This is a genomic window from Erwinia sp. (genome assembly GCF_049696395.1).
Classification (GTDB): domain Bacteria; phylum Pseudomonadota; class Gammaproteobacteria; order Enterobacterales; family Enterobacteriaceae; genus Erwinia.
The window spans coordinates 24,119-46,694 of the sequence record NZ_JBAVTT010000114.1; the positions used below are offsets into that span (position 1 = coordinate 24,119).

Here is a 22,576-nt window from a genome sequence, read left to right on the forward strand (position 1 = left end):
GCTTCCTGACCCTTTTTTTTGCCAGCTTTTCTGGCTCTTTCCAGGAATCGCACAGTGACTACACTAGAAAATACCATCGGCAACACGCCACTGATCAAGTTACAGCGGATGACGCCAGCCAACGGCAGCGAAATCTGGCTGAAGCTGGAAGGTAATAACCCGGCAGGCTCGGTAAAGGATCGTGCCGCTTTTTCGATGATCCATCAGGCGGAACTTCGCGGTGAGATCCAGCCGGGAGACGTGCTGATCGAGGCTACCAGTGGCAACACTGGCATCGCGCTGGCGATGATCGCCGCGATGAAAGGCTATGCGTTGAGGCTGTTAATGCCGGAGAACATGAGCGTGGAACGCCAGATGGCGATGAAGGCTTATGGCGCCGAGCTGATCCTCATCAGCAAAACGCTGGGAATGGAAGGCGCACGCGATCTGGCGAAAGAGATGGAGGCCAGAGGCGAGGGCAAGGTACTCGACCAGTTCAATAATCCAGACAATCCTCTGGGACACTACACCACCACCGGCCCCGAAATCTGGCAGCAGTCTGCCGGAAGAGTCAGTCATTTCGTCTCCAGCATGGGCACAACCGGCACCATTACCGGCGTTGGCCGTTATCTGAAAGAGCAGAGCGACAGCGTGCAAATTGTTGGCTTACAGCCGGCGGAAGGCAGCAGCATCCCCGGCATTCGCCGCTGGCCTGAGGCCTATTTGCCCGGCATTTACCGGCCAGAGTTGGTAGACCGGGTTATCGATATGGCTCAGGCAGAAGCAGAGCAAACCATGCGGCTGCTGGCCCGACGTGAGGGGATCTTCTGCGGTGTGAGTTCCGGCGGTGCCGTTGCCGGTGCATTGCGCATTGCTGAAGAGCTGCCAGGCAGCATTGTGGTGGCAATCATTTGTGACCGTGGCGACCGCTATCTCTCCACTGGCGTGTATTAACGCTTTCTGGCTTCAACCGCTATTCCTCAGGGCCGACCTTGTTCGGCCCGCGCTTTCAACAGCTTATCTTTTACACTTCTCCCGCCCCCTTTCATTCCTGCTGATACACTGTAAGGATTAGGTAAAATCTGCTGCTATTAAGTTGCCGACAGGTGAAAATAGCGGCTGACTCATTGAGAGAAACTGCATGAAAATTTTACTGGTCGATGACGACCTCGAGCTGGGCACCATGCTCAGCCAGTACCTGATTGCTGAAGGCTTCGACGCTTCGCTGGTTTTGACCGGTAAAGCGGGCGTGGAAGGCGCGATGTCTGGCCACTATAACGCGATGATCCTCGACATTATGCTGCCTGATATGAGCGGCATTGATGTGCTGCGCCAGGTCCGGCAAAACTGCCGTCTGCCAGTGATCATGCTGACGGCCAAAGGCGACAACATTGATCGGGTCATTGGCCTGGAAATGGGCGCGGATGATTACGTGCCAAAACCTTGCTACCCGCGTGAGCTGGTCGCTCGTCTGCGCGCCGTTCTCCGCCGTGTGGAAGAGCAGCCGGTGATGGTGGAAAGCAAAGAGTTGGCAAGTTGGGGCGAGCTGACGCTGAACCCGGCCACGCGGATCAGCGAATGGAAAAAAGAGGCGTTTGACTTAACGGCCTCCGAATTCAATTTGCTCGATCTGCTGCTGCGTTCACCTGACCGTGTTGTCTCTAAAGACGAACTTTCCGAGAAAGGGCTGGGACGCCCGCGTGAAGCCTACGACCGTAGCGTGGATGTGCATATCAGCAACATCCGCCAGAAGCTGGCTGCCTTAACTAACGAGACGATCAACATCGAAACCGTGCGCAGTATTGGTTACCGTATCCGATGAAAGCAGGGTTTCGCGGACTGTTGTTCTGGAAGATTTTGCTGGGCTTCTGGCTGACATTTCTGATCATGAGCCAGTTTTTGTGGCTGGGCTTCTCGCTTTATGGCAAGCATCACGAGCCGCCAGAAAATCTCGCTGCCCGGCGCATCGTCAATTTGCAGATGACGTCTGCCGTCTCGGTTTTGCAGCGCGGCGGGATGGATGCGCTGAATGACATGATGGCGGACTGGTCAGACAGCGATCGCCGCTTTTTCTCTGTGCAGGTGATGCAAAAACCCCCGCAGGAAATTCCCCGTGGTGATTTAAATCGCGATATGCGGCCAGGGGAGTTTCCGAAAGAAGTGATTGAGTGGGTTACTGGCGCGGACGGGCAGCAATATCAGTTGCGCTACGATGTGCAGGGCCTGCGTGAAGACAGCAATATGGGCGGTCCGCGCCGCAGTTTCCTTAACGTGCCAGAACCGATGCTGTTTATGGCCGGCGGCGGCGGGTTACTGTTCAGCTTGCTGCTGGCATGGAACCTGACAAGGCCGATGCGCCAACTGCGGGCAGGGTTTGACCGGGTCTCCAAAGGCGATCTTTCTGTCCGATTGTTCCCGGTCATGCGACGTCGTTATGACGAGCTTTCGGTGGTGGCACAGGATTTTGATGCGATGGTTGAGCGTCTCTCGGTGCTGGTAAAAGCGCGCGAAGAGTTGCTGCATGATGTTTCTCATGAACTGCGTTCGCCGTTGGCTCGTTTGCAGCTGGCCACTGGGCTGGCGCGTCAGACGCCTGAATCGGTTGGGCAGTCGTTGGATCGGATAGATGACGAGGCTCGTCGTCTGGATAAGATGATCGGCGAACTGCTTACGCTCTCCCGCGCTGAACATCAAAGTCTGCCTGATGAACAATATTTCGATCTGCTTGGTCTGCTGGAAGCCGTAGCCAACGATGCGCGTTATGAAGCGCAAATTCCCGGCGTGGAAATCCTGCTGTTTGCGGACAAGGCCGGGGATTACACGGTAAAAGGGGATGCCAATTTGATCCGTTCCGCCGTGGAAAACGTGGTGCGTAATGCGCTTCGCTTCTCATTGCAGGGGCAAAGAGTCACGATAAACCTGCGCCAGGAACAGGGCTGGCTGACGATCAGCGTTATCGATCAGGGGCCAGGCGTGGATGCCGACAAGCTTTCCAGCATCTTCGATCCTTTTGTGCGGGTGAACTCACCCCTGTCCGGTAAAGGTTACGGGCTGGGGCTTTCGATTGTGCGCAAAGTGCTTTTAGCCCATCAGGGTGAGGTAAGCGCGATCAATGGCAAGAACGGTGGGTTGGAACTTACGCTCCGTTTGCCACACTGGGTGGTTTAATTACGCCGCACGGTGCTATGATTGTCGGCCTGAATTGTTAGCAATAACGTGCATGAGGTAAGGGATGAGTAAAGTGGCGACCAGCAAGCAACAGGAAGTTCAGCGGATCGTTGAGGCGTTGTCTGTCGCTATCGCTCAGCATCGTTTGAAACCGGGAACGCGACTGGTAGAAGCGCAGATTGTTGACGTGCTGGAGGCGAATCGCAACCACGTTCAGTCTGCCCTGCAACGGATGGCGCTGCAGCATATCGTCACCATTGAGCCGAACCGTGGCGCGATGGTCGCGCAGCCGGAAGCCCGTGAAGCGCGTGAGATTTTCACCGCCCGCCGCGCTATTGAAAGCGCCATTATTGCCTGCATCACGCCTGAGAATATGACAGCCCATCTGCCGGAGTTTGAAGCCCAGCAGCTGGCCGAAAAGAGTGCCACTAAGCTCGACGACCGCCGCGAAATTGTCCGTGAACTCAGCCAGTTTCACCTGCTGTTAGGCAAAGTCAGCGGCAACCAGGTGTTGAGTGAGATCCTCGCTAACCTGATGGTACGCAGTTCATTGATTGTGGCGCTTTATCAGCGTAACGACATTCCTTCCTGCCAGTGTGACGAGCACGGCGCTATTATCGTTGCGCTGAAAGAGGGCAATCTGGCTCGTGCGCAGGCGATCATGATTGACCACCTGAATGAGCTTGAGCAGCAGTTGGACCTTAATGACTCCTCGCCAGATTCACTCAGCCTGCGCCAGGCACTGACTGTCTCCTCTTAGTCCTTGAATAACTGAGCTGCCGGGCGGGAGAAGGTTTGCCGCCCGCGCTTAAATCCCCGCACCGGCAAGGCTATTTCCCTCACTACCTCGCAAGCCTGTTGGCTTTCAAACACCACAAAGTCTGCCTGACATCCCGGCGTTAAGCCGTAATCACTCAGCCTCATCATTTTTGCCGACTCGCTGGAGATCCACGCCAGACAGCGCAGCATCTCTGCGGAGGTGGCTAACTGGCTGACATTGGCGAAGAGGTTCGCCTGACGAACCAGCGAGGCATCACCATAAGGAGTGAAAGGGTTGCCAATATTATTGCTGGAGAGCGAGCAGGTCACACCGCAGCTATCCAGCGTGGCGAGCGGAGCAACACCTCGGGGTTTTAGCTGGAACTGATCGCGTCCGTTGAGAAAAAGATCGGTCGAGGGCAGCGCGGTGATTTGTACCCCAGCCTTTGCCAACCGTTTTGCTATGGCAAGCAGCTGGTGCTCTGCCAGCGCTGAAAGGCGTGTTGCATGTCCCAGCGTCACCCGGCCAGCCATCTGCCAGCGCTCAGTGGCTGCCATCACATACTCCATCATGCTGCTGTCGGCCTGCAGGTCAAAGTCCAGATGGAAATCGAGATCGACCTGCCAGCGATCGGCCATGGCAAACAGCCGATCAATCTGCCCACGGGGATCGCTGTCGGTATAGGGGCAGCCACCCAGCAAATCGGCACCTGATGCCAGCGCTTGTTCTAACAGCTCCTCCGTTCCCGGATTGTTCAGCAGACCTTCCTGCGGGAAAACGCACAGGCGAAGATCGACCGCCCAGGCATAATCCTCTTTCAATCGCTTGATGGCATTGAACCCGGTCAGCCCAATTTGCGGGTCGATTTCCACGTGGGTGCGGATCCAGCTGGTGCCCTGCAATATCGCCTGTTCCAGCACTTTCGCCCCGCGTTGATAGACATCCTCTTCGCTAAAAGTGGCCTTCGCCAGGCGCGTTTGTTCGATGGCTTCACCGAGCGTGCCCTTGTGCAGTTCGCAGCGCGATAAAATACAGGCTTTGTCCAGATGAAGATGGGTTTCTACCAGGCCCGGCAACACCAGTTTGCCCTGTAAATCGACTATCGAATAGCGGGAATCCGCCCTGGCTGGGGGCGCAACGAAACGACCTTCTTCAACCCACAATGTCTGAAGTGGGTCGCTGGCGGCCAGCCTGGCGTTGATAAACTGAACAGCATTCATAGTGAACCTTTGGATTGCTAGCAATAGTATAATTATCTCTAGCAATTAAGATGCCATTTTGTTATTCCTGATAGCGCGCGGCTTTTCTGGCCTGTTGAAGCGCTAATCCTGCGCAATTCTGGTGCTAACTGAACCAATATGATGCAGAAATCGAGTAAAACTGGAGAAGACCCATGATTAAAGATCATTCAGCGGTAGATCTCGTCAAAGACTTTTTGGCGGCATCAATGGCACCGGACCCGGTGCTCGCGGCTACCTATATGACCCCGGAGGTGAAAATCACCTTCACCGGACGGCGTGAAATGCCCGATCCTCAAGCCATCACCGCGTTTAACGGTGCGCGCTACAAATGGGTGAAAAAGCAGCTTGGGCAGTTCGACTGGATGGACAGGGGAGATCACGTGGTGGTCTACGCCACCGGGACGCTGTACGGTCAATGGCCTGATGGCCGTGAGTTTGCTGGCAATCGTTATGTCGACCGCTATGAAGTGCGCGACGGCAAAATCACCCATATGGACGTGCTCAACGACAGTGCTGAATGGATCCTGACCCCAGAAATCGGCCGCACTGCCTGATAAATGCCAGGAGTGGCATTTTGCCGCTTTGCACCAATTCGGGGTGTTGTCCGATGTTTTTTGTGCCATTTTTGGGCAACCCCCGCCAGCCTGCTTTTCCTCCCCTTTGCGCTAATCTCCCGACTTATCTGGCATTTTTATCTGTTCCGCGACCTGGCACAGATAATGCTAGCAATCATTGCTAGCAATTAACCAGTTTATTGCTATTGCTTAGAAGTGCCTCTTCTTTCACTGATAGCTCCGGGCGGAAAAATGAAAAAAGTCATGGTTACACTGTTGTTGGGTCTGATTGCTTCTCCCTGGGCAAAGGCTGAAAACGTTGTACGTTGGGCCGTTGCCGCAGATATTCCCACGCTGGATCCTTACGCTTATGCCTCTACCACGGCGCTGACCTTTCAGAACCATATCTACGAAGGGTTGTTGCAACGTGATAATGAGTTAACGCTTCAGCCAACGCTGGCCACTCACTGGGACTATGTGAATGACACCACGCTGCGCTTTACCCTGCGGCAGGGCGTGAAGTTCCAGAATGGCGATGACTTTGATTCTGCCGATGTGGTGGCGTCCATTGCCCGCGTAACCGATCCTGCTTCAGGTATCCGTGCCAACGCTTCCACTATCAAAGACGCCGTAGCGGTTGATAAATACACCGTCGATATTCATCTGAAAGAGAAAAGCGGCATCGCGCTTAACGAGCTTAGCGGCGTAATGATGATGGACAAGGAGTGGATGGAGCAGCACAACGCGCTGTCGCCAACCAGTATGAGTCAGGGAACGGAAGGCTACGCCACCAACAACACCAATGGAACGGGGCCATTTATCCTGCAAAGTCGCCAGCGTGAGGCGCAAATGGTGCTGGTGCGTAACCCAAACTGGTGGAACAAGGATCGCTCACAAACCAATATCGATCGCATTATTTTCAAACCGATCACCGCTGATGCCACTCGACTCTCCGGTATTCTGGCCGGTGAATACGATCTGGTGACCAGCGTGCCTTTACAGGACATCGCCCGGTTAAATCAGGATCAGTCGCTACAAACCCTGATCAGTCCTTCACTGCGCGTTGATTTCCTCACCTTCAATCTGCGCGACACGCTGAATGCTGGCAATGCCGATGGCAAAAACCCGCTGAAAGATCTGCGCGTACGTCAGGCACTGATGATGGCGGTGAACCGCGAAGCCATCGTGCAGAAAATCATGCGAAAGATGACCACCGTCGCCAATACCTATCTCGCTCCGGCCATTCCAGGCTATGACGCGGCCAGCGCTATTAAGCTGGATTACAACCCGGAAAAAGCCAAAGCCTTGCTGGCCGAAGCGGGCTACGCCAAAGGTTTCTCTCTGGCTTTTGACTGCCCGGAAGGCATGTACATGAACGCGCCGCAGTGGTGCCAGGCCGTGCAAAGTTATTGGGCCAAAATTGGCGTCAAAACCACGCTCACCCTGCACACCAACAGTGTTTACAACCAGATTACCGATAACGGCAAAACCGATATTGGCGTGCTGGGCTGGGCGAACCTGCCGATTATGGATGCCTACAGCATTTCCGTTCAGCTGCTGCACACCAACGATGGCAGCGGCTATGGCATGTTCAACGTGCCGCGCTACTCGAATCCGGCCGTCGATAAGCTGATCGAGCAGTCTATCCCTGAACTGGATAGCGCTAAACGGACTGAGATGCTTCGTCAGGAGATCGCGCTTGCTCAGGCAGATCTGCCGTTTATGCCGATGCATTTCGAGCCGGTGGTGTGGGTAGCGAAGAAGAATATTGCTATCAAACAGAGCCCGGACAACGTGGTGCGCCTGTGGTACAGCAGCGTTAAGTAACCCTCTGAACGGACAGAAAACCTATGCCTCTCTTTCTGATCAAGAAGCTGATTCAGGCGCTGTGTCTGATGGTGGTGGTGGCGTTTATCGCCTTCTCGATGTTCCAGTATCTGGGCGACCCGGTGAATAACATGCTGCCGGAAAGCGCGACCCAGGCTGAACGGATGCAGCTCAGGGCTTCTCTGGGACTTAACGATCCGATGCTCACGCAGTTTCTGCACTTTATGCAGCGGATCCTGCATGGCGATTTCGGCATCTCTTATTACAACCAGGTTGATGTGTTCCATCTGATCATGGAACGCCTGCCCGCCACGCTTGAGCTGGTGTTTGTGGCGGTGGTGCTGTCGCTGGTGGTGGGGTTTCCGTTGGGCGTCTGGTCAGCGATCAGTAAGAACCGGATTATGCCCGGTTTGATCCAGGGACTGTCGTTAATCGGCATTTCGTTGCCGAGCTTTCTCACCGGCATTCTGCTGATCATCCTCTTTTCCGTCTGGCTGGGTTGGTTCCCTTCCAGCGGTCGCGGTGAAACGGTGCATCTGGGCTTCTGGAGCAGCGGATTGTTCAGCCTCAGCGGCTGGCGCTCGGTGATCCTGCCGGCGATTTCGCTGTCGCTGTTTATGATCACCCTGATTATCCGCCTGGTCAGGACACAGATGCTGGAAGTGATGGGCACGGACTACATCAAGTTCGCGCGTGCGCGAGGGCTTAAGTCGCGCAGCATCTGGTTCCATCATGCCTTGCGTAATGCGCTGCTGCCGGTGGTGACGATTATTGGCCTGCAAATCGGCGGGTTGATCGCTTTCGCCATCGTCACCGAAACCGTGTTCCAGTGGCCAGGCATGGGCCTGCTGTTTATTCAGGCTATCAATTATGTCGATATCCCGGTGATTTCGGCCTATCTGATCTTTATTGCGCTGATTTTTATCGTTATTAACACCACGGTCGATCTGCTCTATTTCCTGATCGATCCGCGAATGAAAAAACAGTGAGGGCTGAACAATGAAAACGCCACAAAACCCGGCCATTGCCGCGCCCAGCAGCACGCTGACCCGATTTCGCCAGCGTCTTTCCGCCTGGCGAGACAGTGATTTTCTTTGGCTTTTTTGGCGATCTAAACCGGTGGTGCTGGCCTTTATCTGGACGGTGGTCCTGCTGCTGGCGGCGTTGTTCAGCCACTGGCTGGCACCGCACGCCATTTTTGACAGCTCCAGCTTCGACCTGATGGATTCGGAACTGCCGCCTGCCTGGCAAGAAGCCGGCGATCCGCGCTTTTGGCTGGGGACTGATGTGCAGGGCAGGGATGTGCTCTCCTTGATCCTCTACGGTTTAAGCATCTCCTTAACGGTTGGCGTAATAAGCGTGGGTTGCTCGCTGGTGGTGGGCACGCTGCTAGGGGTGATCAGTGGTTACCTCGGCGGGTGGGTGGACATGCTGATCATGCGGCTTGCCGATGCGATGTTAAGTATTCCCACCATTATGTTCTCGCTGCTGATCAGCGGCGTGGCCAGAGGATTGGTGCCAAAAGAGATGTATAGCGCGGTGGCGATGCCGGTGATTGTGCTGGCCATTACGCTGACAGGCTGGATGCAGTATGCCCGCACCATCAGAAGCCTGACGCTGCTGGAGAAGCAGAAAGAGTATGTTCAGGCTTCCCGCGTCAGCGGCGGCGGAACCTTGCATATTATGTTTGCGCATATCTTGCCAAACGTCATCAGCCCGCTGTCGGTGCTGGCGACGCTGCATCTGGGGATGGCGATCCTCACGGAAGCGACGCTCTCTTTCCTCGGCGTCGGGATGCCGCCAGATCAACCTTCGCTGGGCACATTGATCAACGAAGGTAATCAATATTTATTCTCTGGTCAGTGGTGGGTGGTGTTATTCCCGGCGCTGGTATTAGTGACGCTTTCGCTGGCGTTTAACGTGCTTGGGGACTGGCTGCGCGATGTCCTTAACCCTCGTCTGCGCTAAGGGAGAGAACCATGATGAACCCTGATTTTGTTGAACTTGAACCCTTGCTGGAAGTGAAACAGCTTTCGGTAGAATTCCTGCACCGTAAAGGGGATGTGCAGGCGCTGCACGATGTCAGCTTCTCGCTTAAGCCGGGGGAAATTCTGGGCATTGTTGGCGAATCTGGTGCGGGAAAATCACTGACCGGCGCGGCAATAAGCGGCTTACTGACGCTGCCGGGCCGCATCAGCGGTGGCGAGATCCTGTTTAACAACCAGCGCATTGATAACCTGAAAGAGGAGCCCCGGCGCAAGCTGCGTGGCAAGGCGATTGGCTGTATTTTCCAGGATCCGCTGACCAGCCTGAACCCGGTGCTGACCATCGGCGATCAGTTGATGGAGACTATCGCGACCCATCTTAAACTCTCTTCTGCAGCGTGCCGTCAGCGGGCGATTGATCTGATGACGGAAGTGGGGATCAGTAGCCCGGAAATGCGTATGGACCAGTACCCTCATCAGCTCTCAGGGGGATTGCGTCAGCGCATCGTGATTGCTTTGGCGCTGTGCGTTGACCCACAGTTGGTGATTGCCGATGAGCCCACGACGGCGCTGGACGTTTCGGTACAGGCTCAGGTGCTGGCGCTGCTACGGCGGTTGTGCAAGCAGCATCAAACCGCCGTGATGCTGATTACCCATGATATGGGCGTGATCGCCGAAATTTGCGACCGGGTAGCGGTGATGTATGCCGGAAGGCTGGTCGAGATTGGCCCGGTTGCCGAGGTGATTCATCATCCTCGTCATCCTTACACTCAAGGGTTGATGGCTTCGATCCCCTCAATGCACCAACGGCAGGAGTTCCTGACGCAGATTGAAGGGGCGATGCCGCGTCTGACGCAGCTGCCTTCAGGCTGTAGCTTCCATCCGCGCTGTTCGCAATGTACGGCACATTGCCAGCAACAGGAGCCAGCCTTGCTGACCGTGGGCTCATCAAGCGTTGCCTGCCTTAATTTGCCTGGGAGTTCGCTATGAATACTTCAGTTCCGTCTCCTCGCGTAGTGCTGTCGGTAAAAGATCTGCATATCAGCTTCCGGGTGGGCCAGCGCAGCCTGTTCAGCAAAGGCAAGCCGCAGCGGCTGCAAGCGGTACGCGGGATCAGCTTCGATATTCGTCAGGGCGAAACGTTCAGCCTGGTAGGGGAATCTGGCTGCGGTAAATCGACGGTAGCACGAGCGCTGGCCGGGCTTTATCAGCCGGAAGCGGGTCAGATTTCTTTTGCCGGGCAACCTTTAGATCCGCAGGCTGCCCCTTCCGCCAGCGGGATTCAGATGATCTTTCAGGACCCCTACGCCAGCCTCAACCCGCGCTGGCGAATTGAGCGGATCCTTGCCGAGCCTTTGTGTCTGCAAAAGCGGGTAGGGCATTATCGTCAGGCACGGCAGCAATGCATTGCTCTGCTGGAGCAGGTCGGTCTGACGGCGGCGGATATGGAGAAATATCCCCACCAGTTCTCCGGCGGACAGCGGCAGAGAATTTCAATTGCCCGCGCACTGGCCACCCAGCCGGGGTTTCTTATCTGTGATGAGCCGACCTCCGCGCTGGACGTCTCGGTACAGGCGCAGGTGCTTAACCTGATGCGTAAACTTCAGCGTGAGTTGGGGCTGACCTACTTTTTTATCAGCCATAATATGTCGGTGATTTCCCATTTCTCCGACCGCGTGGGCGTGATGTATCTGGGCCGTATCGTTGAGACGGGAACCGTCGAAGACATCTTCAGTCATCCGGCGCACCCTTACACTCGCCTGCTGATGGCGGCCATCCCCAATTTTGCTGGCGGAGCCACAGAGCGGGCGCCGCTGGCTGGTGAAGTGCCCAGCCCTTTAAACCCGCCTTCCGGCTGTGCTTTTCATCCGCGTTGCCCGCACGCCACGGCGAAATGCCGCAGTGAAGCGCCAGCGATCCATTCCCGCTCTGCCAGCCATCAGGTGGAATGCCATTTCCCCGAGCTGGCTGTGCAGCCTCAACCCTCCCTGCTGACAGGAGAAGCAACGTGATGACTTTATTCATTAAACAGGCGACGGCTTTTGACCATAACCACCCCGAAGACTGGTTACTGGAAGAGGGTAAAATTGTGGCCAGAGCCGCCAGGCTGCCTGTTCCAACCACTGCCCATGAAGTGATTGATGGCAGCGGCTTCCAGCTCTTTCCCGGCCTGGTAGAGGGGCACGCGCACATTGATAAAAGCGTGTGGGGACGCGAGTGGTATCACAATGATGTCCCGCGGGATCTGACGGCGATTATTGCCAATGAACGCGAGTATCGGCGCACGCAGAAGCCCGATATTCAGCTGCAATCGGAGCGGATAACCCGCGAATGTATCAAGCACGGCACGTCGTTTATCCGTACCCACATCGATATTGATAATGAATGTGGGCTGGATAACTTTGCTGGCGTGCTGGCAACCAAAGAGAAGCTGCGTGGGCAAGTGGATATTGAGACCGTCGCCTTCCCACAGAGCGGCATTTTGCGCAGTCCGGGCACGGAAGCTTACCTTGAAAAGGCCCTGCAGATGGGAGCCGACCAGATTGGCGGACTGGATCCCTGCTCGTATGAAAAAGATCCGGTGACGCACCTCGATATCCTTTTCCGGCTGGCTACCCAATACGGTAAAGGCGTGGATATCCACCTGCATGAGTTGGGCGAACTTGGCGCTTTCAGCACTGAGCTGATCATCAACAGAACGCGCGAATATGGCCTGGCTGGCAAGGTGACGATCAGTCATGCCTTCTGCCTGGGAATGGTGGATGCCGATGCCCAGAAGCGCTTTGCCGACCAGCTGGCGGAACTGGATATCGCGATAGCAACCACTGCACCGACAAATGTTGCCGTGCCGCCTTTCGATCTGCTCCGCGCGGCTGGCGTACGGATTTGCGCCGGAAATGATGGCGTGCGTGATACCTGGAATCCCTACGGCAACGGCGACATGCTGCAGCGAGCGATGCTGATGGGCTTACGCTACCGCTGGCGCAAGGACAGTGAGATCCTTAAGGCTGCGCGCACCGTGACGGAAGGTGGCGCGCAAGTGATGCGGCTGGAAAATTACGGTCTTAACGTCGGTTGCCGGGCGGATATGGTGTTAGTGCCAGCCAGATCGATGGCAGAAGCGGTGGTTAGCACGCCGACAGGACGTACCGTGATCAAGAACGGCGTGGTGATTGCCCGTGACGGGGAGTGCCTGTTTTGACCGACAGCCAACAGAAAGTTTGCCGCATCCGCGCTCGTTGGGTTGTGGGCTATGAAAATGGCGACCATCAGCTTTATCAGGAGGGCGAAGTCGTCTGGCAGGGCGCGCAGATTGTCTTTGTCGGCCACGGTTTTAGTGGCCCTGTGGATGAAGAGATTGCGGCAGGAAATACGCTGGTGGGGCCAGGATTTATCGACCTGGACGCGCTTGGCGATGTGGATACCACCGTGTTGGGATTTGATAACCAGCCGGGTTGGCGCAAGGGCAGGGTTGTCGCGGCTGACTGGGTAAGACGCGATCTTTACAACCGCGATCAGCTCAACTTCAGTAAGCGTTACGCATATAGCCAGCTCCTGCGCAACGGCATTACCACTGCGCTGCCAATCACCTCAATTCTTTATCGGGAGTGGGCCGAGACCTTTGATGAGTACTGCTACGCCGCTGACGTCGCCGAGTCGTTGGGCATCCGCGCTTATCTTGGCCCGGCTTTTATGTCTGGCTATCACGTAGTGGAAGCTGATGGTCGTATAGCGTTGCGGCTGAATGAAGCTAAAGGGCTACGCGGTCTTGAGCAGGCTATCTCGTATGTTGAACGGCTTGAGAAGAGCAACAGCGCAACGGTTAAGGGAATGCTGGCACCGGATCGGATTGAAGGTGGCACACCAGCGTTGTTTAACGCACTCTCTCAGGCCGTTAACAGTCTGCACTGTCCTACGAGGCTACACTGTTGCCAAAGCCAGCTGGAGGTTAATGAGGTGGCTTCCCGCTTTGCTGGTAAAAGCTCGCTTGAGGTGCTGGAGGATTTCTCGCTGCTTAACCGGCATATGCTGTTACCCCACGGCCAGTTTTTAGGGGGGCCGCAGCCGGATAAAACGAAGATCTCCGCAGATATAGCTCGCCTTGCTTCGGCGCACGCCACGCTGATTTCCTGCCCGCTGGTTTCCGGGCGGCATGGCAACTATCTGGAGTCCTTTAACGAGCTGCGGGAGAAGGGCGTTAACCTTGCGCTCGGCACCGACACTTTTCCACCCGATATGGTCAGCAATATGCACATCGGCACGATTCTCAGCCGTGTTGTGGCTGCGGATAGCACGGCAGCCAGCGCGGCTGAGTATTACCGGATGGCGACGCTGGGTGGAGCCAAAGCCCTCGGCAGAGAGGATCTGGGCAGACTGGCAGCCGGTGCTCAGGCCGATATAGTGCTGTTCGATCTGGATGAACCGGCAATGGGACAGGTTTTTGATCCGATCACGGCGTTAGTGATCAACGGCAATGGTCGCGATGTGAAGGGCGTTATTGTTGCAGGAGAGAAAGTGCTGTGGGACAGGCAGCTGGTGAAACCGGGTTACGATCTTGATCAACTTCACCAGGAAGCTGGCGTGCAGCTTGCTGCATTGCAACAAACCTATCCGGAGCGCAGCTGGCAGCATCCTGACGTGAGCGAAATTTTTACCTCTTCATTCCTCATCCGCACCCCCTCTCAGCCATGAAAAAGGGTAATTACGTCTTAGCGTGAACCAATAGAAAAAGGCAGTGAAAGTCTTGAGTTTTACGTTCGTTAAAAAACTAAATCAAGACACTCACTGCCGCAGTTATGAATGCTAACCGGACTTCTCTTATTAGAATGGTGATGCATTCAGGTATATCGTCGTTGAATAGCTCGCCCCATTATTGAAATGGTATACCTTCCCTTTCACGGTTAGATGGATAGCCTCGTTACTTATATCAACCTTTGTACTTGCGTCAGATGTTGATAAAAAAGCTTGGTATTTATCACCTGTATTTTTTAGGAAATCGCTTTTGGAAATTGCTGACGGCACCAGGTAGAACTGGTATACAAAATCTGTGGTAGCCCCTGCGCTCCCCTCAGTGATATATAACGTTATCTGTGAATTAACTTTCTCATATTTGTAAACAGTTTGATCGACAGGAGAGTTAATTGCCTTCCATGCACCGTAGAAAGCAACGATGACCAAAGACACAACTGCCCACTTAAAAACCCGAACGTTTCGCATAATCTATACCAGCCCTGATCCACGTCTGGTCTTCAGGGTCATCTCCGTAAGAGTCAGGACCTGGGTAATCCGCAAACTCAGGGCGGCTTGTACCTGCAAGAATTTGCGCAGCACCTGCACCACGAAGCAGAATCTGATCCGTGATACCAGCAGCAGACCCAACAGCACCATAGTTAAAGTTTCCAAAGTTTGCGTACTGTCTACCGTGCTGATTCTTGTAATCCCAAGGCCCGTGATTCCTTACCTGATAATAAAACCACATGTAGGTGAGGGCTGACGGGCCACGGTGAAGTCGAGCCATCATCATATTATTGACGATACTTACTCCTGGAGGAGCTAATGAGGTGACATCGTACGGCGGGTGAGGCGATGCCGCTAATGTTGGGTATCTCACGCTTGCACTCTCTCGTTCCAGCTATCGGTAAACATAATGTTCCCGTCGCAGTGTTTCCAGGTGATTTTTTCATAGCGAAGTTCAATACATTCAAGGTGATTATGCTTTTCTTTGGTTGGGTCTTTGGTATCGTGCATTACAGGCGAAACGCCAACAATCCTCACATATTCAAGCAGCATGTTAAAGTATTCTGCTTCCTGGCCTGCGTCATTGATGCGATACCATTTGAACTCAGCTGATTGGAGAGTTTGGCCCGTAGCTACAGCTTTGTAAAGGTAGGGAGAAGATGAATCAAATTCCTTTTGAATAATTATAGCGGAGTGTCTGCGTGTTCCGGTTATTTTCCCGGTCATTCGGTCTGTAGGAATACTCAGATTATGAGAGAATCCGTTAATCTCAATACTACCCTCACGATTTTGAACATCTACAGACCCCTTAATATGCGTGCCGCCATCGTCTTTAAGCCATAAATATGCTGGAATTGCCATGTTACATTATCCCTATGTAATGAATGGTTATATGAAAAAGGCATCATACTCCGTTTTAGAATGAAATAAAACATAGACTACATTTTCTAGTTCAAATCCAGCCAGGATTGATCTGGCGACGATAATTCACCTCCCCCAATCTCGGTCGTTCTTTTTAATTGATGATTGGAGTTGCATTGCGTTTCTTAACTTGATCCCACCCATCTTTGGGGTTTGAGGGGCAATGGAACGAAAAAATACTCTAGTGAGGAGGGGGGCGAGTTTAAATGACCATAACAGTATTCCGGCTACACTTTCCAGGCGCAGAGTCCGCAATAGCCAGTGCCCTCAGTTACTGCCCCCGAATCGGGTATTTACGACCGCAAGAACAGCACTCTTGCCAAAGTGGGCGAGGCTCACCCTCATTTTGAACGATAATCGCCAGTGCCGCTCAGAGGGAAAACACAAGCGTGCTGGAGGAAATGGATAATAAAATCAAAGTAATATAACGAATGGCATATGGGCACCAGGATAACCACTACTTCTTTATGAAAAGAAAATAGCGTTTCCCGTTAAAGCGCGATGAATCAAAAAAAAGCCCCCTGATTGCTCAGGGGGCTCTGTTTCAGACGCAAAACCGATTACTTACGGATACGGATCACAGGTGTTTCACCCACGACCACAGAACCTGTCAGTTTTACCAGCTCTTTGATCTCATCCATGTTGGAGATGACGACCGGCGTCAGCGTTGATTTCGCTTTTTCTTCCAAAAGTGCCAGGTCGAACTCGATAACGACGTCGCCTTTTTTCACTTTCTGGCCTTCTTCAGCGATGCGCTTAAAGCCTTCACCCTTCAGTTCAACCGTATCAATTCCGAAGTGGACGAACAGCTCGATGCCGTTGTCTGACTCGATGGAAAATGCATGATTGGTTTCGAAAATTTTACCGATGGTGCCATCAACTGGCGCAACCATTTTATTGCCAGTAGGTTTGATAGCGATACCGTCGCCAACAATTTTCTCCGCAAACACTACGTCCGGTACGTCTTCGATATTGACGATTTCACCAGACAGCGGCGCTACGATCTCAATGGCTCCAGATGCGGTATCTGACTTATCGCCAAAAAGCTTTGAAAACAAACCCATGATCTTCTCCTAAGCAGTAATATTGGGCCAGCGTCTACACATCTTAGCAGAGTGTTTTTTCTTCAATGAACTTGTTAACCAGGTTCATCAACTCATCCGCTGTCGGTTGAGCCATAGCCTGCTCTGCTAATGCCTTCGCATCTTCAAAATTCGTATTACGAATAATTTTCTTGATGCGTGGGATAGAAATGGCACTCATGCTGAATTCGTCCAGCCCCATTCCCAATAACAACAGTGTAGCACGTTCATCGCCAGCCAGCTCACCACACATCCCTGTCCATTTACCTTCAGCATGAGACGCATCAATAACTTGCTTGATAAGTGTCAGTACGGAAGGGGTCATCGGGTTGTACAGATGCGAGATCAGATCGTTACCACGGTCAACCGCCAGCGTGTACTGGGTCAGGTCGTTGGTACCGATACTGAAGAAATCGACTTCTTTAGCCAGATGATGAGCAATTGCCGCTGAAGCCGGTGTTTCCACCATAATGCCCACTTCAATGGTCTCATCAAAAGCTTTGCTTTCTTCACGCAGTTGCGCTTTCAGCGTTTCCAGCTCGCCTTTCAGGGTGCGAACTTCTTCAACGGAAATGATCATCGGGAACATGATGCGCAGCTTACCGAAGGCGGAAGCACGCAGGATGGCACGCAACTGAGCATGCAAGATTTCCGGACGGTCCATAGCGATGCGGATTGCGCGCCAGCCGAGGAATGGGTTGTCTTCTTTCGGCAGGTTCATGTACGGCAGGTCTTTGTCGCCGCCGATGTCCATGGTGCGAACGATAACAGCCTGAGAGCCCATTGCTTCAGCCACGGCTTTATAAGCCTGGAACTGCTCTTCTTCCGTAGGCAGAGAATCGCGGTCCATGAACAGGAATTCGGTGCGGTACAGACCAACACCTTCTGCGCCGTTACGCTCAGCACCGGCAACATCACGCACCGTACCGATGTTGGCACAAACTTCAACCTGATGGCCATCAAGCGTGATCGCTGGCAGATCTTTCAGCTTCGCCAGGTCATTTTTTTCGCTGACGTACTGGTTATGAATCGCCTTCAGCTCTTCAATTTTCTCTGCGGTAGGATTGACGTAAATCTGGTTGTTCACGCCGTCCAGAATCAGATAGTCGTCGTTTTTCACCTGAGTGGTGACATTACCCGTACCGACGATGGCAGGGATCTCTAACGAGCGCGCCATGATTGAGGTGTGCGAAGTACGGCCACCCAAATCGGTAATGAAGCCCAGCACTTTGTCGAGGTTCAGCTGTGCGGTCTCTGACGGGGTCAAATCCTTCGCTACCAGCAGCACTTCATCAGCGATAGCGCTGAGATCGACAATGTGCAGGCCAAGAATGTTCTGCAGCAGACGTTTACCGATGTCGCGCACGTCAGCCGCACGCTCTTTCAGGTATTCATCATCCAGCTCTTCTAACGCTTTGGCCTGGCCTTCGATCACAGAGAAAGCAGCCGCGTCGGCAGAAGCCAGATCGTCTTTAATCAGGGCTATGATTTCCTGCTCCAGCTCTTCATCTTCCAGCAGCATAATGTGCCCTTCGAAGATGGCCGCTTTCTCTTCACCCAGCGATTCGCCGGCTTTGATTCTGATCGCTTCAAGCTGGCTTGCAGCCTTGGTGCGACCCTCGAGAAAACGCTGAACTTCCTGCTCAACCTGGTCAGCAGCAATTTTTTTCCGGTTGATGACTATCTCATCTTCTTTCAGCAAAAGCGCTTTGCCAAAAGCGATACCCGGTGATGCTAAAATACCTGAAATCATAACCCTACCTTTTTAATTACTAGTAATCACCCGAGGCGATCAACCCAGAATTCTGTTGGTTCATCCACTCAGCGAACCAGCCTGATTAGGCAACAGCGTTACACGCTGGTTGCTCTCGGTTTGCACAAAGTCGTACTTTACGAAAGCAACAACGCGGACATGCTGTCCGCGATCAAAATGTTTGCACTATTTTTACTGGCCCTGCATGAGGAGAGGCGCTTATTCGAGCTCTGCCATCAGTTTAACCAGATGCTCAACCGCTTTCTGCTCGTCTTCACCTTCAGCAGACAGCATCACTACAGTTCCCTGAGTCAGGCCCAGAGTTTGCAGCTTGAACAGGCTTTTCGCGCTGGCTGATTTACCGTTAGACGTCACGGTGATGTCTGATGCAAAGGCTTTCGCTTCTTTCACGAACTGTGCAGCAGGGCGGGTATGGAGGCCGTTAGGTGCAGTGATAGTAACTTCTTGCTGGAACATTCTTTTTCCCCAACTAATTTGGTTAGATGTTATTGACCTGAAGTCTAGCCTGGTGACCGGACTTTAGCCTGGATAAGTCGCGCTGGCCTGCGTACAAAGACGCGCCAAAAAATGCGCTGTTAAGGGTAGGGAGGAGGCGGGGGTAAACGTGCAACACTCGTCTCGCTTTCCTGTCCCCATTATGCCGCGAATTGTGCTGTAGCGCCAAACCAGTAAATCGATTCAGCTTGATCCATCTCACGCGGCGATTAATTTTGTGGATCGAAATAATGGCAGCTTAGATACCAGACTGTGGCGGGTAAAAGCAATCTGCAGGATGGCAAAACTTTGACGTGCTCCACAAAAAAGCACCCGTTTGGGTGCTTTTTTAGACAAATCCGCCTGCTGATCGCTTACTGCTGCAATTCTTTCTCGGTGAAGAGATCGGCAAACAGTGCAGTACTCAAATAGCGCTCGCCGGAGGACGGCAAAATCACCACGATAGTCTTATTGGCGAAGGCTTCTTCTTCCTGCAGTTTCAATGCCGCAGCGACTGCAGCACCGGAAGAGATCCCAGCCAGAATACCTTCTTCTTCCATCAGGCGACGGGCAGTAGAAATGGACTCTTCGTTGGTGATGGCGACTACGCGGTCAATCAGATTCAGGTCGAGGTTGCCAGGGATAAATCCGGCACCGATACCCTGGATTTTGTGTGGGCCTGGTTTGATCTCTTCGCCCGCTAACGCCTGAGCGATAACTGGAGAATCCGTTGGCTCTACTGCAACGGAGATCAACTCTTTTTTGCCTTTGGTATTTTTCAGATAACGGCTAACACCGGTCAGCGTTCCGCCAGTGCCAACACCGGCGATAAATACATCTACGTTGCCATCGGTGTCTTCCCAGATTTCAGGACCGGTGGTTTTCTCGTGGATTTCCGGGTTGGCCGGGTTGCTGAACTGCTGCAACAACACGAATTTGTCCGGGTTGGCGGCAACGACTTCTTCAGCTTTGGCAATGGCGCCTTTCATGCCTTTGGCGCCTTCAGTCAGGATCAGGTTGGCACCCAGCGCTTTCAGCAGCTTACGGCGCTCAACGCTCATCGTTTCCGGCATGGTCAGCGTCAATTTGTACCCGCGCGCAGCGGCAACATAGGCCAGTGCGATGCCGGTGTTACCACTGGTGGGTTCAACCAGTTCAACGCCTGGTTTTAAAATGCCACGTTTCTCTGCGTCCCAAATCATATTGGCACCGATACGGCATTTTACGCTGAAGCTCGGGTTACGGGATTCCACTTTTACCAGAATGCGACCGTTACCGATGCGGTTCAGACGAACCAACGGTGTATGACCGATTGTTAAAGAGTTGTCTTCATAGATCTTACTCATAGCCCGTCCTTAACTGTATGAAATATTGGGAACGCAGAAAGCATACCCGCTTCAGTTTCTCAAGGAAGTGAAGAAATCGTATATATATATGTTATGCAGAAATAAGGGCAACATAAAAGGCATAAGGCCCTACGCCACTCGCCCAAGCGCCGCGCGATAGCGGTCAACCCACATTGCTGTAGCGCCGCAAACGGCAACCGGCATGATCGCTAAATTCAGAATAGGGACCATGGTGAACAGGCTCACCAGCGCACCAAATTGCATGTTATCGGTTTTGTTTTGCCGCAGCGCCGTGCGCATCTGCTGGAAGCTGACTTTGTGGTTATCAAACGGGTAATCGCAGTACTGGATCGACAGCATCCATGCGCTGAACAGGAACCACAGCACCGGTGCAACGGTTTGCCCGAACCCCGGCACAAAGTAGAGGATCAGCAACAAGATGGCCCGCGGCAGGTAATAAGCCAGCTTCTGCCATTCACGTTTCATGATGCGCGGAAGGTCTTTTACTAACCCGGCCCAGCCACTGTCTGGCAACGGTTTACCTGTTAGCCTGGCCTCAAGCTGTTCGGCCAGCAGGCCACAAAATGGAGCGGCTATCCAGTTCGCTAGAGTTGAGAAGAAATAACTGAACACCAGAACGATAGAGATCACGGTCAGCGGCCAGAGCAAATAGCTCAGCCATTGCAACCAGTCCGGAACTTTAGCCATCAGGGCCGGAAGCCACTGACCCAGTTGCCAGAACAACCAGATAAAGGCTCCGCCCATCAGCAGGACGTTGATCGCTAATGGCACGATCACGAAGCGGCGGATACCCGGCAAGCGGATTAACTTCCAGCCCTGTGAAAAATAGTGGATCCCATTGGTAGAAGTCGGGGTATTCGTCGGGGACATGGTCTGATTTTCTCCTTACAGTCGGTGTTGCAACGCTAGCATAAGTCAGCTATTTGCGCTGACCAGTGCGCTTTTGAACGAAAAAACAGCAAAAAACCGTGTTGATGCACGCTTATTTGTCAGAAAATACTGCACGGACTTGCACTTGTTAACCAGGGCAAATACAGTTAGAGGATAAAGTTTGCCGCGGTGGCAAGGTATTGGAACAACAGAGAATACAATGATGCAGGATTTGCGTCTGATATTAATCGTTGTTGGCGCGATCGCCATAATAGCGCTTTTACTGCACGGCCTCTGGACCAGCCGTAAAGAGCGCTCATCCGTTTTTCGCGATCGCCCTCACAAGCGTTTAAAACAGGAAAGAGAAGAAGCATTAGACGACGTCGATGATGGCGTGGGTGAAGTGCGGGTGAAACGGTCGCGAGCTGAAGAAGACGATGACGTCGTTTCTCCAGTTGCTTTTGGCACTGATGAAGCGCCACCACGTCCCGTTCGTGCCCAGCCTGAGCCGGTGCGTCACCAGCCCCGGATTGATGAGCAGCCGGAACTGGATCCGCTGTTCGGCGGGGAGCTGCCGCATGCGCCTGAACCAGACTACGACGATGAAGCAGACGTTGAACCGGTTCGTCAGCCGCAGCCTGCTCGTCCACAGCCTGAAGCTCCGCATCAGCCTGTTACCGCTCCTCGTCCGCCAGTTGCCGACGTTAAGCCAGAATCTGAAGCCACACAGCCAGAAGCGCCTGCAGCTGCACCGAAGCAAGAACGCGCGAAAGAAACTGTGCTGGTTCTCCATGTAGGTGCACATGCTGGCGGCACGCTGAACGGCGAAGCGCTGTTGCAGGGCGTGTTGCAGGCCGGCTTCCAGTTTGGTGAGATGAACATCTTCCACCGTCACCTGAGTCCGGCCGGAAGTGGCCCTGTGCTGTTCAGCCTGGCGAACATGGTGAAACCGGGTTCGTTCAACCCGGATGAGATGGGTGATTTCACTACGCCGGGGATTTCCATCTTTATGATGGTGCCTTCTTATGGTGATGCGAATCAGAACTTCAAGCTGATGCTGCAGTCTGCCCAGCGTATCGCCGATGATGTTGGCGGTGTGGTGCTGGATGATGAGCGCCGCATGATGACGCCGCAGAAGCTGGAAACCTATAAAAACCGTATTCGTGATGTGATCGAGGCTAACGCCTGATTCACTGAGCAGTAAGGCAACAGCCTGACTCCCCGTTTTTCAAAACCCCCGCCAGTCGGGGGTTTTTTATCGCTATGGTGCCGCTATGGAATCCGTACAAGACAAAATCACTGCGCTGCAAACCACTCTCCGCCATCACGAATATCA

Annotated in this window: 21 protein-coding genes; 13 read left to right on the forward strand and 8 right to left on the reverse strand. The window is 53.5% G+C overall.

Going from position 1 to position 22,576, the window contains the following annotated elements:
- Positions 1-54: 54 nt before the first annotated feature.
- The 4 genes from cysM to WCC56_RS14690 all read left to right on the forward strand — a co-directional run bounded on the left by cysM (position 55) and on the right by WCC56_RS14690 (position 3,907).
- On the forward strand, positions 55-933 hold the full coding sequence (gene cysM / locus WCC56_RS14675) for a cysteine synthase CysM (protein ID WP_424693085.1): 879 nt from the start codon (positions 55-57) through the stop codon (positions 931-933).
- A gap of 187 nt (positions 934-1,120) precedes the next feature.
- Positions 1,121-1,801, forward strand: a complete 681-nt coding sequence (locus WCC56_RS14680; protein ID WP_424693086.1) for a response regulator transcription factor — start codon at positions 1,121-1,123, stop codon at positions 1,799-1,801.
- Complete coding sequence (locus WCC56_RS14685) at positions 1,798-3,147, forward strand: ATP-binding protein (protein WP_424693087.1); 1,350 nt, start codon at positions 1,798-1,800, stop codon at positions 3,145-3,147. Before WCC56_RS14680 ends, WCC56_RS14685 begins: the two co-directional genes overlap by 4 nt.
- Before the next feature lie 64 nt (positions 3,148-3,211).
- Positions 3,212-3,907, forward strand: coding sequence for a GntR family transcriptional regulator (locus tag WCC56_RS14690; RefSeq protein WP_424693088.1), 696 nt, complete (start codon positions 3,212-3,214; stop codon positions 3,905-3,907).
- On the opposite strand, the gene WCC56_RS14695 is transcribed toward WCC56_RS14690, so the two are convergent.
- Positions 3,904-5,127 carry an amidohydrolase family protein gene (locus tag WCC56_RS14695; protein WP_424693089.1) on the reverse strand — a complete coding sequence of 408 codons (1,224 nt, stop codon included), beginning with the start codon at positions 5,125-5,127 and terminating at the stop codon, positions 3,904-3,906. The two genes, WCC56_RS14690 and WCC56_RS14695, sit on opposite strands and share 4 nt — an antisense overlap.
- 173 nt (positions 5,128-5,300) lie before the next feature.
- On the opposite strand from WCC56_RS14695, the gene WCC56_RS14700 reads away from it, so the two are divergent.
- The 8 genes from WCC56_RS14700 to WCC56_RS14735 all read left to right on the forward strand — a co-directional run bounded on the left by WCC56_RS14700 (position 5,301) and on the right by WCC56_RS14735 (position 14,206).
- Positions 5,301-5,702, forward strand: coding sequence for a nuclear transport factor 2 family protein (locus tag WCC56_RS14700; protein WP_424693090.1), 402 nt, complete (start codon positions 5,301-5,303; stop codon positions 5,700-5,702).
- A gap of 252 nt (positions 5,703-5,954) precedes the next feature.
- On the forward strand, positions 5,955-7,529 hold the full coding sequence (locus WCC56_RS14705) for an ABC transporter substrate-binding protein (RefSeq protein WP_424693091.1): 1,575 nt from the start codon (positions 5,955-5,957) through the stop codon (positions 7,527-7,529).
- A 23-nt stretch (positions 7,530-7,552) separates the two neighbouring features.
- Positions 7,553-8,518: an ABC transporter permease gene (locus tag WCC56_RS14710; protein WP_424693092.1), complete on the forward strand. Its 966-nt coding sequence runs from the start codon at positions 7,553-7,555 to the stop codon at positions 8,516-8,518.
- Between the two features lie 10 nt (positions 8,519-8,528).
- On the forward strand, positions 8,529-9,497 hold the full coding sequence (locus WCC56_RS14715) for an ABC transporter permease (protein ID WP_424693093.1): 969 nt from the start codon (positions 8,529-8,531) through the stop codon (positions 9,495-9,497).
- Between the two features lie 14 nt (positions 9,498-9,511).
- Positions 9,512-10,504 (forward strand): ABC transporter ATP-binding protein, encoded by a 993-nt coding sequence (locus WCC56_RS14720; protein ID WP_424693104.1) that lies wholly within the window; start codon positions 9,512-9,514, stop codon positions 10,502-10,504.
- Entirely contained in the window at positions 10,501-11,526 is a 1,026-nt protein-coding gene (locus WCC56_RS14725) for an ABC transporter ATP-binding protein (protein WP_424693094.1), read from the forward strand. Before WCC56_RS14720 ends, WCC56_RS14725 begins: the two co-directional genes overlap by 4 nt.
- Positions 11,526-12,716, forward strand: a complete 1,191-nt coding sequence (locus WCC56_RS14730) for an amidohydrolase family protein (protein WP_424693095.1) — start codon at positions 11,526-11,528, stop codon at positions 12,714-12,716. The genes WCC56_RS14725 and WCC56_RS14730 overlap by 1 nt, the downstream gene beginning before the upstream one ends.
- Positions 12,704-14,206 (forward strand): amidohydrolase family protein, encoded by a 1,503-nt coding sequence (locus WCC56_RS14735; RefSeq protein WP_424693096.1) that lies wholly within the window; start codon positions 12,704-12,706, stop codon positions 14,204-14,206. The genes WCC56_RS14730 and WCC56_RS14735 overlap by 13 nt, the downstream gene beginning before the upstream one ends.
- A 502-nt stretch (positions 14,207-14,708) precedes the next feature.
- Here the strand turns inward: WCC56_RS14735 and WCC56_RS14740 are convergent.
- The 7 genes from WCC56_RS14740 to cysZ form a co-directional block, all read right to left on the reverse strand.
- Positions 14,709-15,038 carry a polymorphic toxin type 44 domain-containing protein gene (locus tag WCC56_RS14740; protein ID WP_424693105.1) on the reverse strand — a complete coding sequence of 110 codons (330 nt, stop codon included), beginning with the start codon at positions 15,036-15,038 and terminating at the stop codon, positions 14,709-14,711.
- Positions 15,039-15,121: 83 nt separating this feature from the next.
- A complete protein-coding gene (locus tag WCC56_RS14745; protein WP_424693097.1) occupies positions 15,122-15,613 on the reverse strand; it encodes an Hcp family type VI secretion system effector in 492 nt (163 codons plus the stop codon).
- 620 nt (positions 15,614-16,233) lie between these two features.
- On the reverse strand, positions 16,234-16,737 hold the full coding sequence (crr, locus tag WCC56_RS14750; protein ID WP_053144436.1) for a PTS glucose transporter subunit IIA: 504 nt from the start codon (positions 16,735-16,737) through the stop codon (positions 16,234-16,236).
- A 43-nt stretch (positions 16,738-16,780) separates the two neighbouring features.
- Positions 16,781-18,508 carry a phosphoenolpyruvate-protein phosphotransferase PtsI gene (gene ptsI / locus WCC56_RS14755; protein ID WP_424693098.1) on the reverse strand — a complete coding sequence of 576 codons (1,728 nt, stop codon included), beginning with the start codon at positions 18,506-18,508 and terminating at the stop codon, positions 16,781-16,783.
- A gap of 219 nt (positions 18,509-18,727) precedes the next feature.
- Positions 18,728-18,985: a phosphocarrier protein Hpr gene (gene ptsH / locus WCC56_RS14760; protein ID WP_013203290.1), complete on the reverse strand. Its 258-nt coding sequence runs from the start codon at positions 18,983-18,985 to the stop codon at positions 18,728-18,730.
- Positions 18,986-19,377: 392 nt separating this feature from the next.
- Complete coding sequence (cysK, locus tag WCC56_RS14765) at positions 19,378-20,349, reverse strand: cysteine synthase A (RefSeq protein WP_424693099.1); 972 nt, start codon at positions 20,347-20,349, stop codon at positions 19,378-19,380.
- A gap of 129 nt (positions 20,350-20,478) precedes the next feature.
- Positions 20,479-21,240, reverse strand: coding sequence for a sulfate transporter CysZ (gene cysZ, locus WCC56_RS14770; protein ID WP_424693100.1), 762 nt, complete (start codon positions 21,238-21,240; stop codon positions 20,479-20,481).
- A 220-nt stretch (positions 21,241-21,460) separates the two neighbouring features.
- Between cysZ and zipA the strand changes: the two genes are divergently transcribed.
- A complete protein-coding gene (gene zipA, locus WCC56_RS14775) occupies positions 21,461-22,429 on the forward strand; it encodes a cell division protein ZipA (RefSeq protein ID WP_424693101.1) in 969 nt (322 codons plus the stop codon).
- The last annotated feature ends 147 nt before the right edge of the window (positions 22,430-22,576 follow it).

What these genes read in the sequence shown, in the direction of transcription:
- WCC56_RS14680 (WP_424693086.1), top strand. Translation starts at nt 1,121, where the DNA reads ATGAAAATTTTACTGGTCGATGACGACCTCGAGCTGGGCACCATGCTC.
- WCC56_RS14685 (WP_424693087.1), top strand. Translation starts at nt 1,798, where the DNA reads ATGAAAGCAGGGTTTCGCGGACTGTTGTTCTGGAAGATTTTGCTGGGC.
- WCC56_RS14690 (WP_424693088.1), top strand. Translation starts at nt 3,212, where the DNA reads ATGAGTAAAGTGGCGACCAGCAAGCAACAGGAAGTTCAGCGGATCGTT.
- WCC56_RS14695 (WP_424693089.1), bottom strand. Translation starts at nt 5,127, where the DNA reads ATGAATGCTGTTCAGTTTATCAACGCCAGGCTGGCCGCCAGCGACCCA.
- WCC56_RS14700 (WP_424693090.1), top strand. Translation starts at nt 5,301, where the DNA reads ATGATTAAAGATCATTCAGCGGTAGATCTCGTCAAAGACTTTTTGGCG.
- WCC56_RS14705 (WP_424693091.1), top strand. Translation starts at nt 5,955, where the DNA reads ATGAAAAAAGTCATGGTTACACTGTTGTTGGGTCTGATTGCTTCTCCC.
- WCC56_RS14710 (WP_424693092.1), top strand. Translation starts at nt 7,553, where the DNA reads ATGCCTCTCTTTCTGATCAAGAAGCTGATTCAGGCGCTGTGTCTGATG.
- WCC56_RS14715 (WP_424693093.1), top strand. Translation starts at nt 8,529, where the DNA reads ATGAAAACGCCACAAAACCCGGCCATTGCCGCGCCCAGCAGCACGCTG.
- WCC56_RS14720 (WP_424693104.1), top strand. Translation starts at nt 9,512, where the DNA reads ATGAACCCTGATTTTGTTGAACTTGAACCCTTGCTGGAAGTGAAACAG.
- WCC56_RS14725 (WP_424693094.1), top strand. Translation starts at nt 10,501, where the DNA reads ATGAATACTTCAGTTCCGTCTCCTCGCGTAGTGCTGTCGGTAAAAGAT.
- WCC56_RS14730 (WP_424693095.1), top strand. Translation starts at nt 11,526, where the DNA reads ATGACTTTATTCATTAAACAGGCGACGGCTTTTGACCATAACCACCCC.
- WCC56_RS14740 (WP_424693105.1), bottom strand. Translation starts at nt 15,038, where the DNA reads ATGATGATGGCTCGACTTCACCGTGGCCCGTCAGCCCTCACCTACATG.
- WCC56_RS14745 (WP_424693097.1), bottom strand. Translation starts at nt 15,613, where the DNA reads ATGGCAATTCCAGCATATTTATGGCTTAAAGACGATGGCGGCACGCAT.
- crr (WP_053144436.1), bottom strand. Translation starts at nt 16,737, where the DNA reads ATGGGTTTGTTTTCAAAGCTTTTTGGCGATAAGTCAGATACCGCATCT.
- ptsI (WP_424693098.1), bottom strand. Translation starts at nt 18,508, where the DNA reads ATGATTTCAGGTATTTTAGCATCACCGGGTATCGCTTTTGGCAAAGCG.
- ptsH (WP_013203290.1), bottom strand. Translation starts at nt 18,985, where the DNA reads ATGTTCCAGCAAGAAGTTACTATCACTGCACCTAACGGCCTCCATACC.
- cysK (WP_424693099.1), bottom strand. Translation starts at nt 20,349, where the DNA reads ATGAGTAAGATCTATGAAGACAACTCTTTAACAATCGGTCATACACCG.
- cysZ (WP_424693100.1), bottom strand. Translation starts at nt 21,240, where the DNA reads ATGTCCCCGACGAATACCCCGACTTCTACCAATGGGATCCACTATTTT.
- zipA (WP_424693101.1), top strand. Translation starts at nt 21,461, where the DNA reads ATGATGCAGGATTTGCGTCTGATATTAATCGTTGTTGGCGCGATCGCC.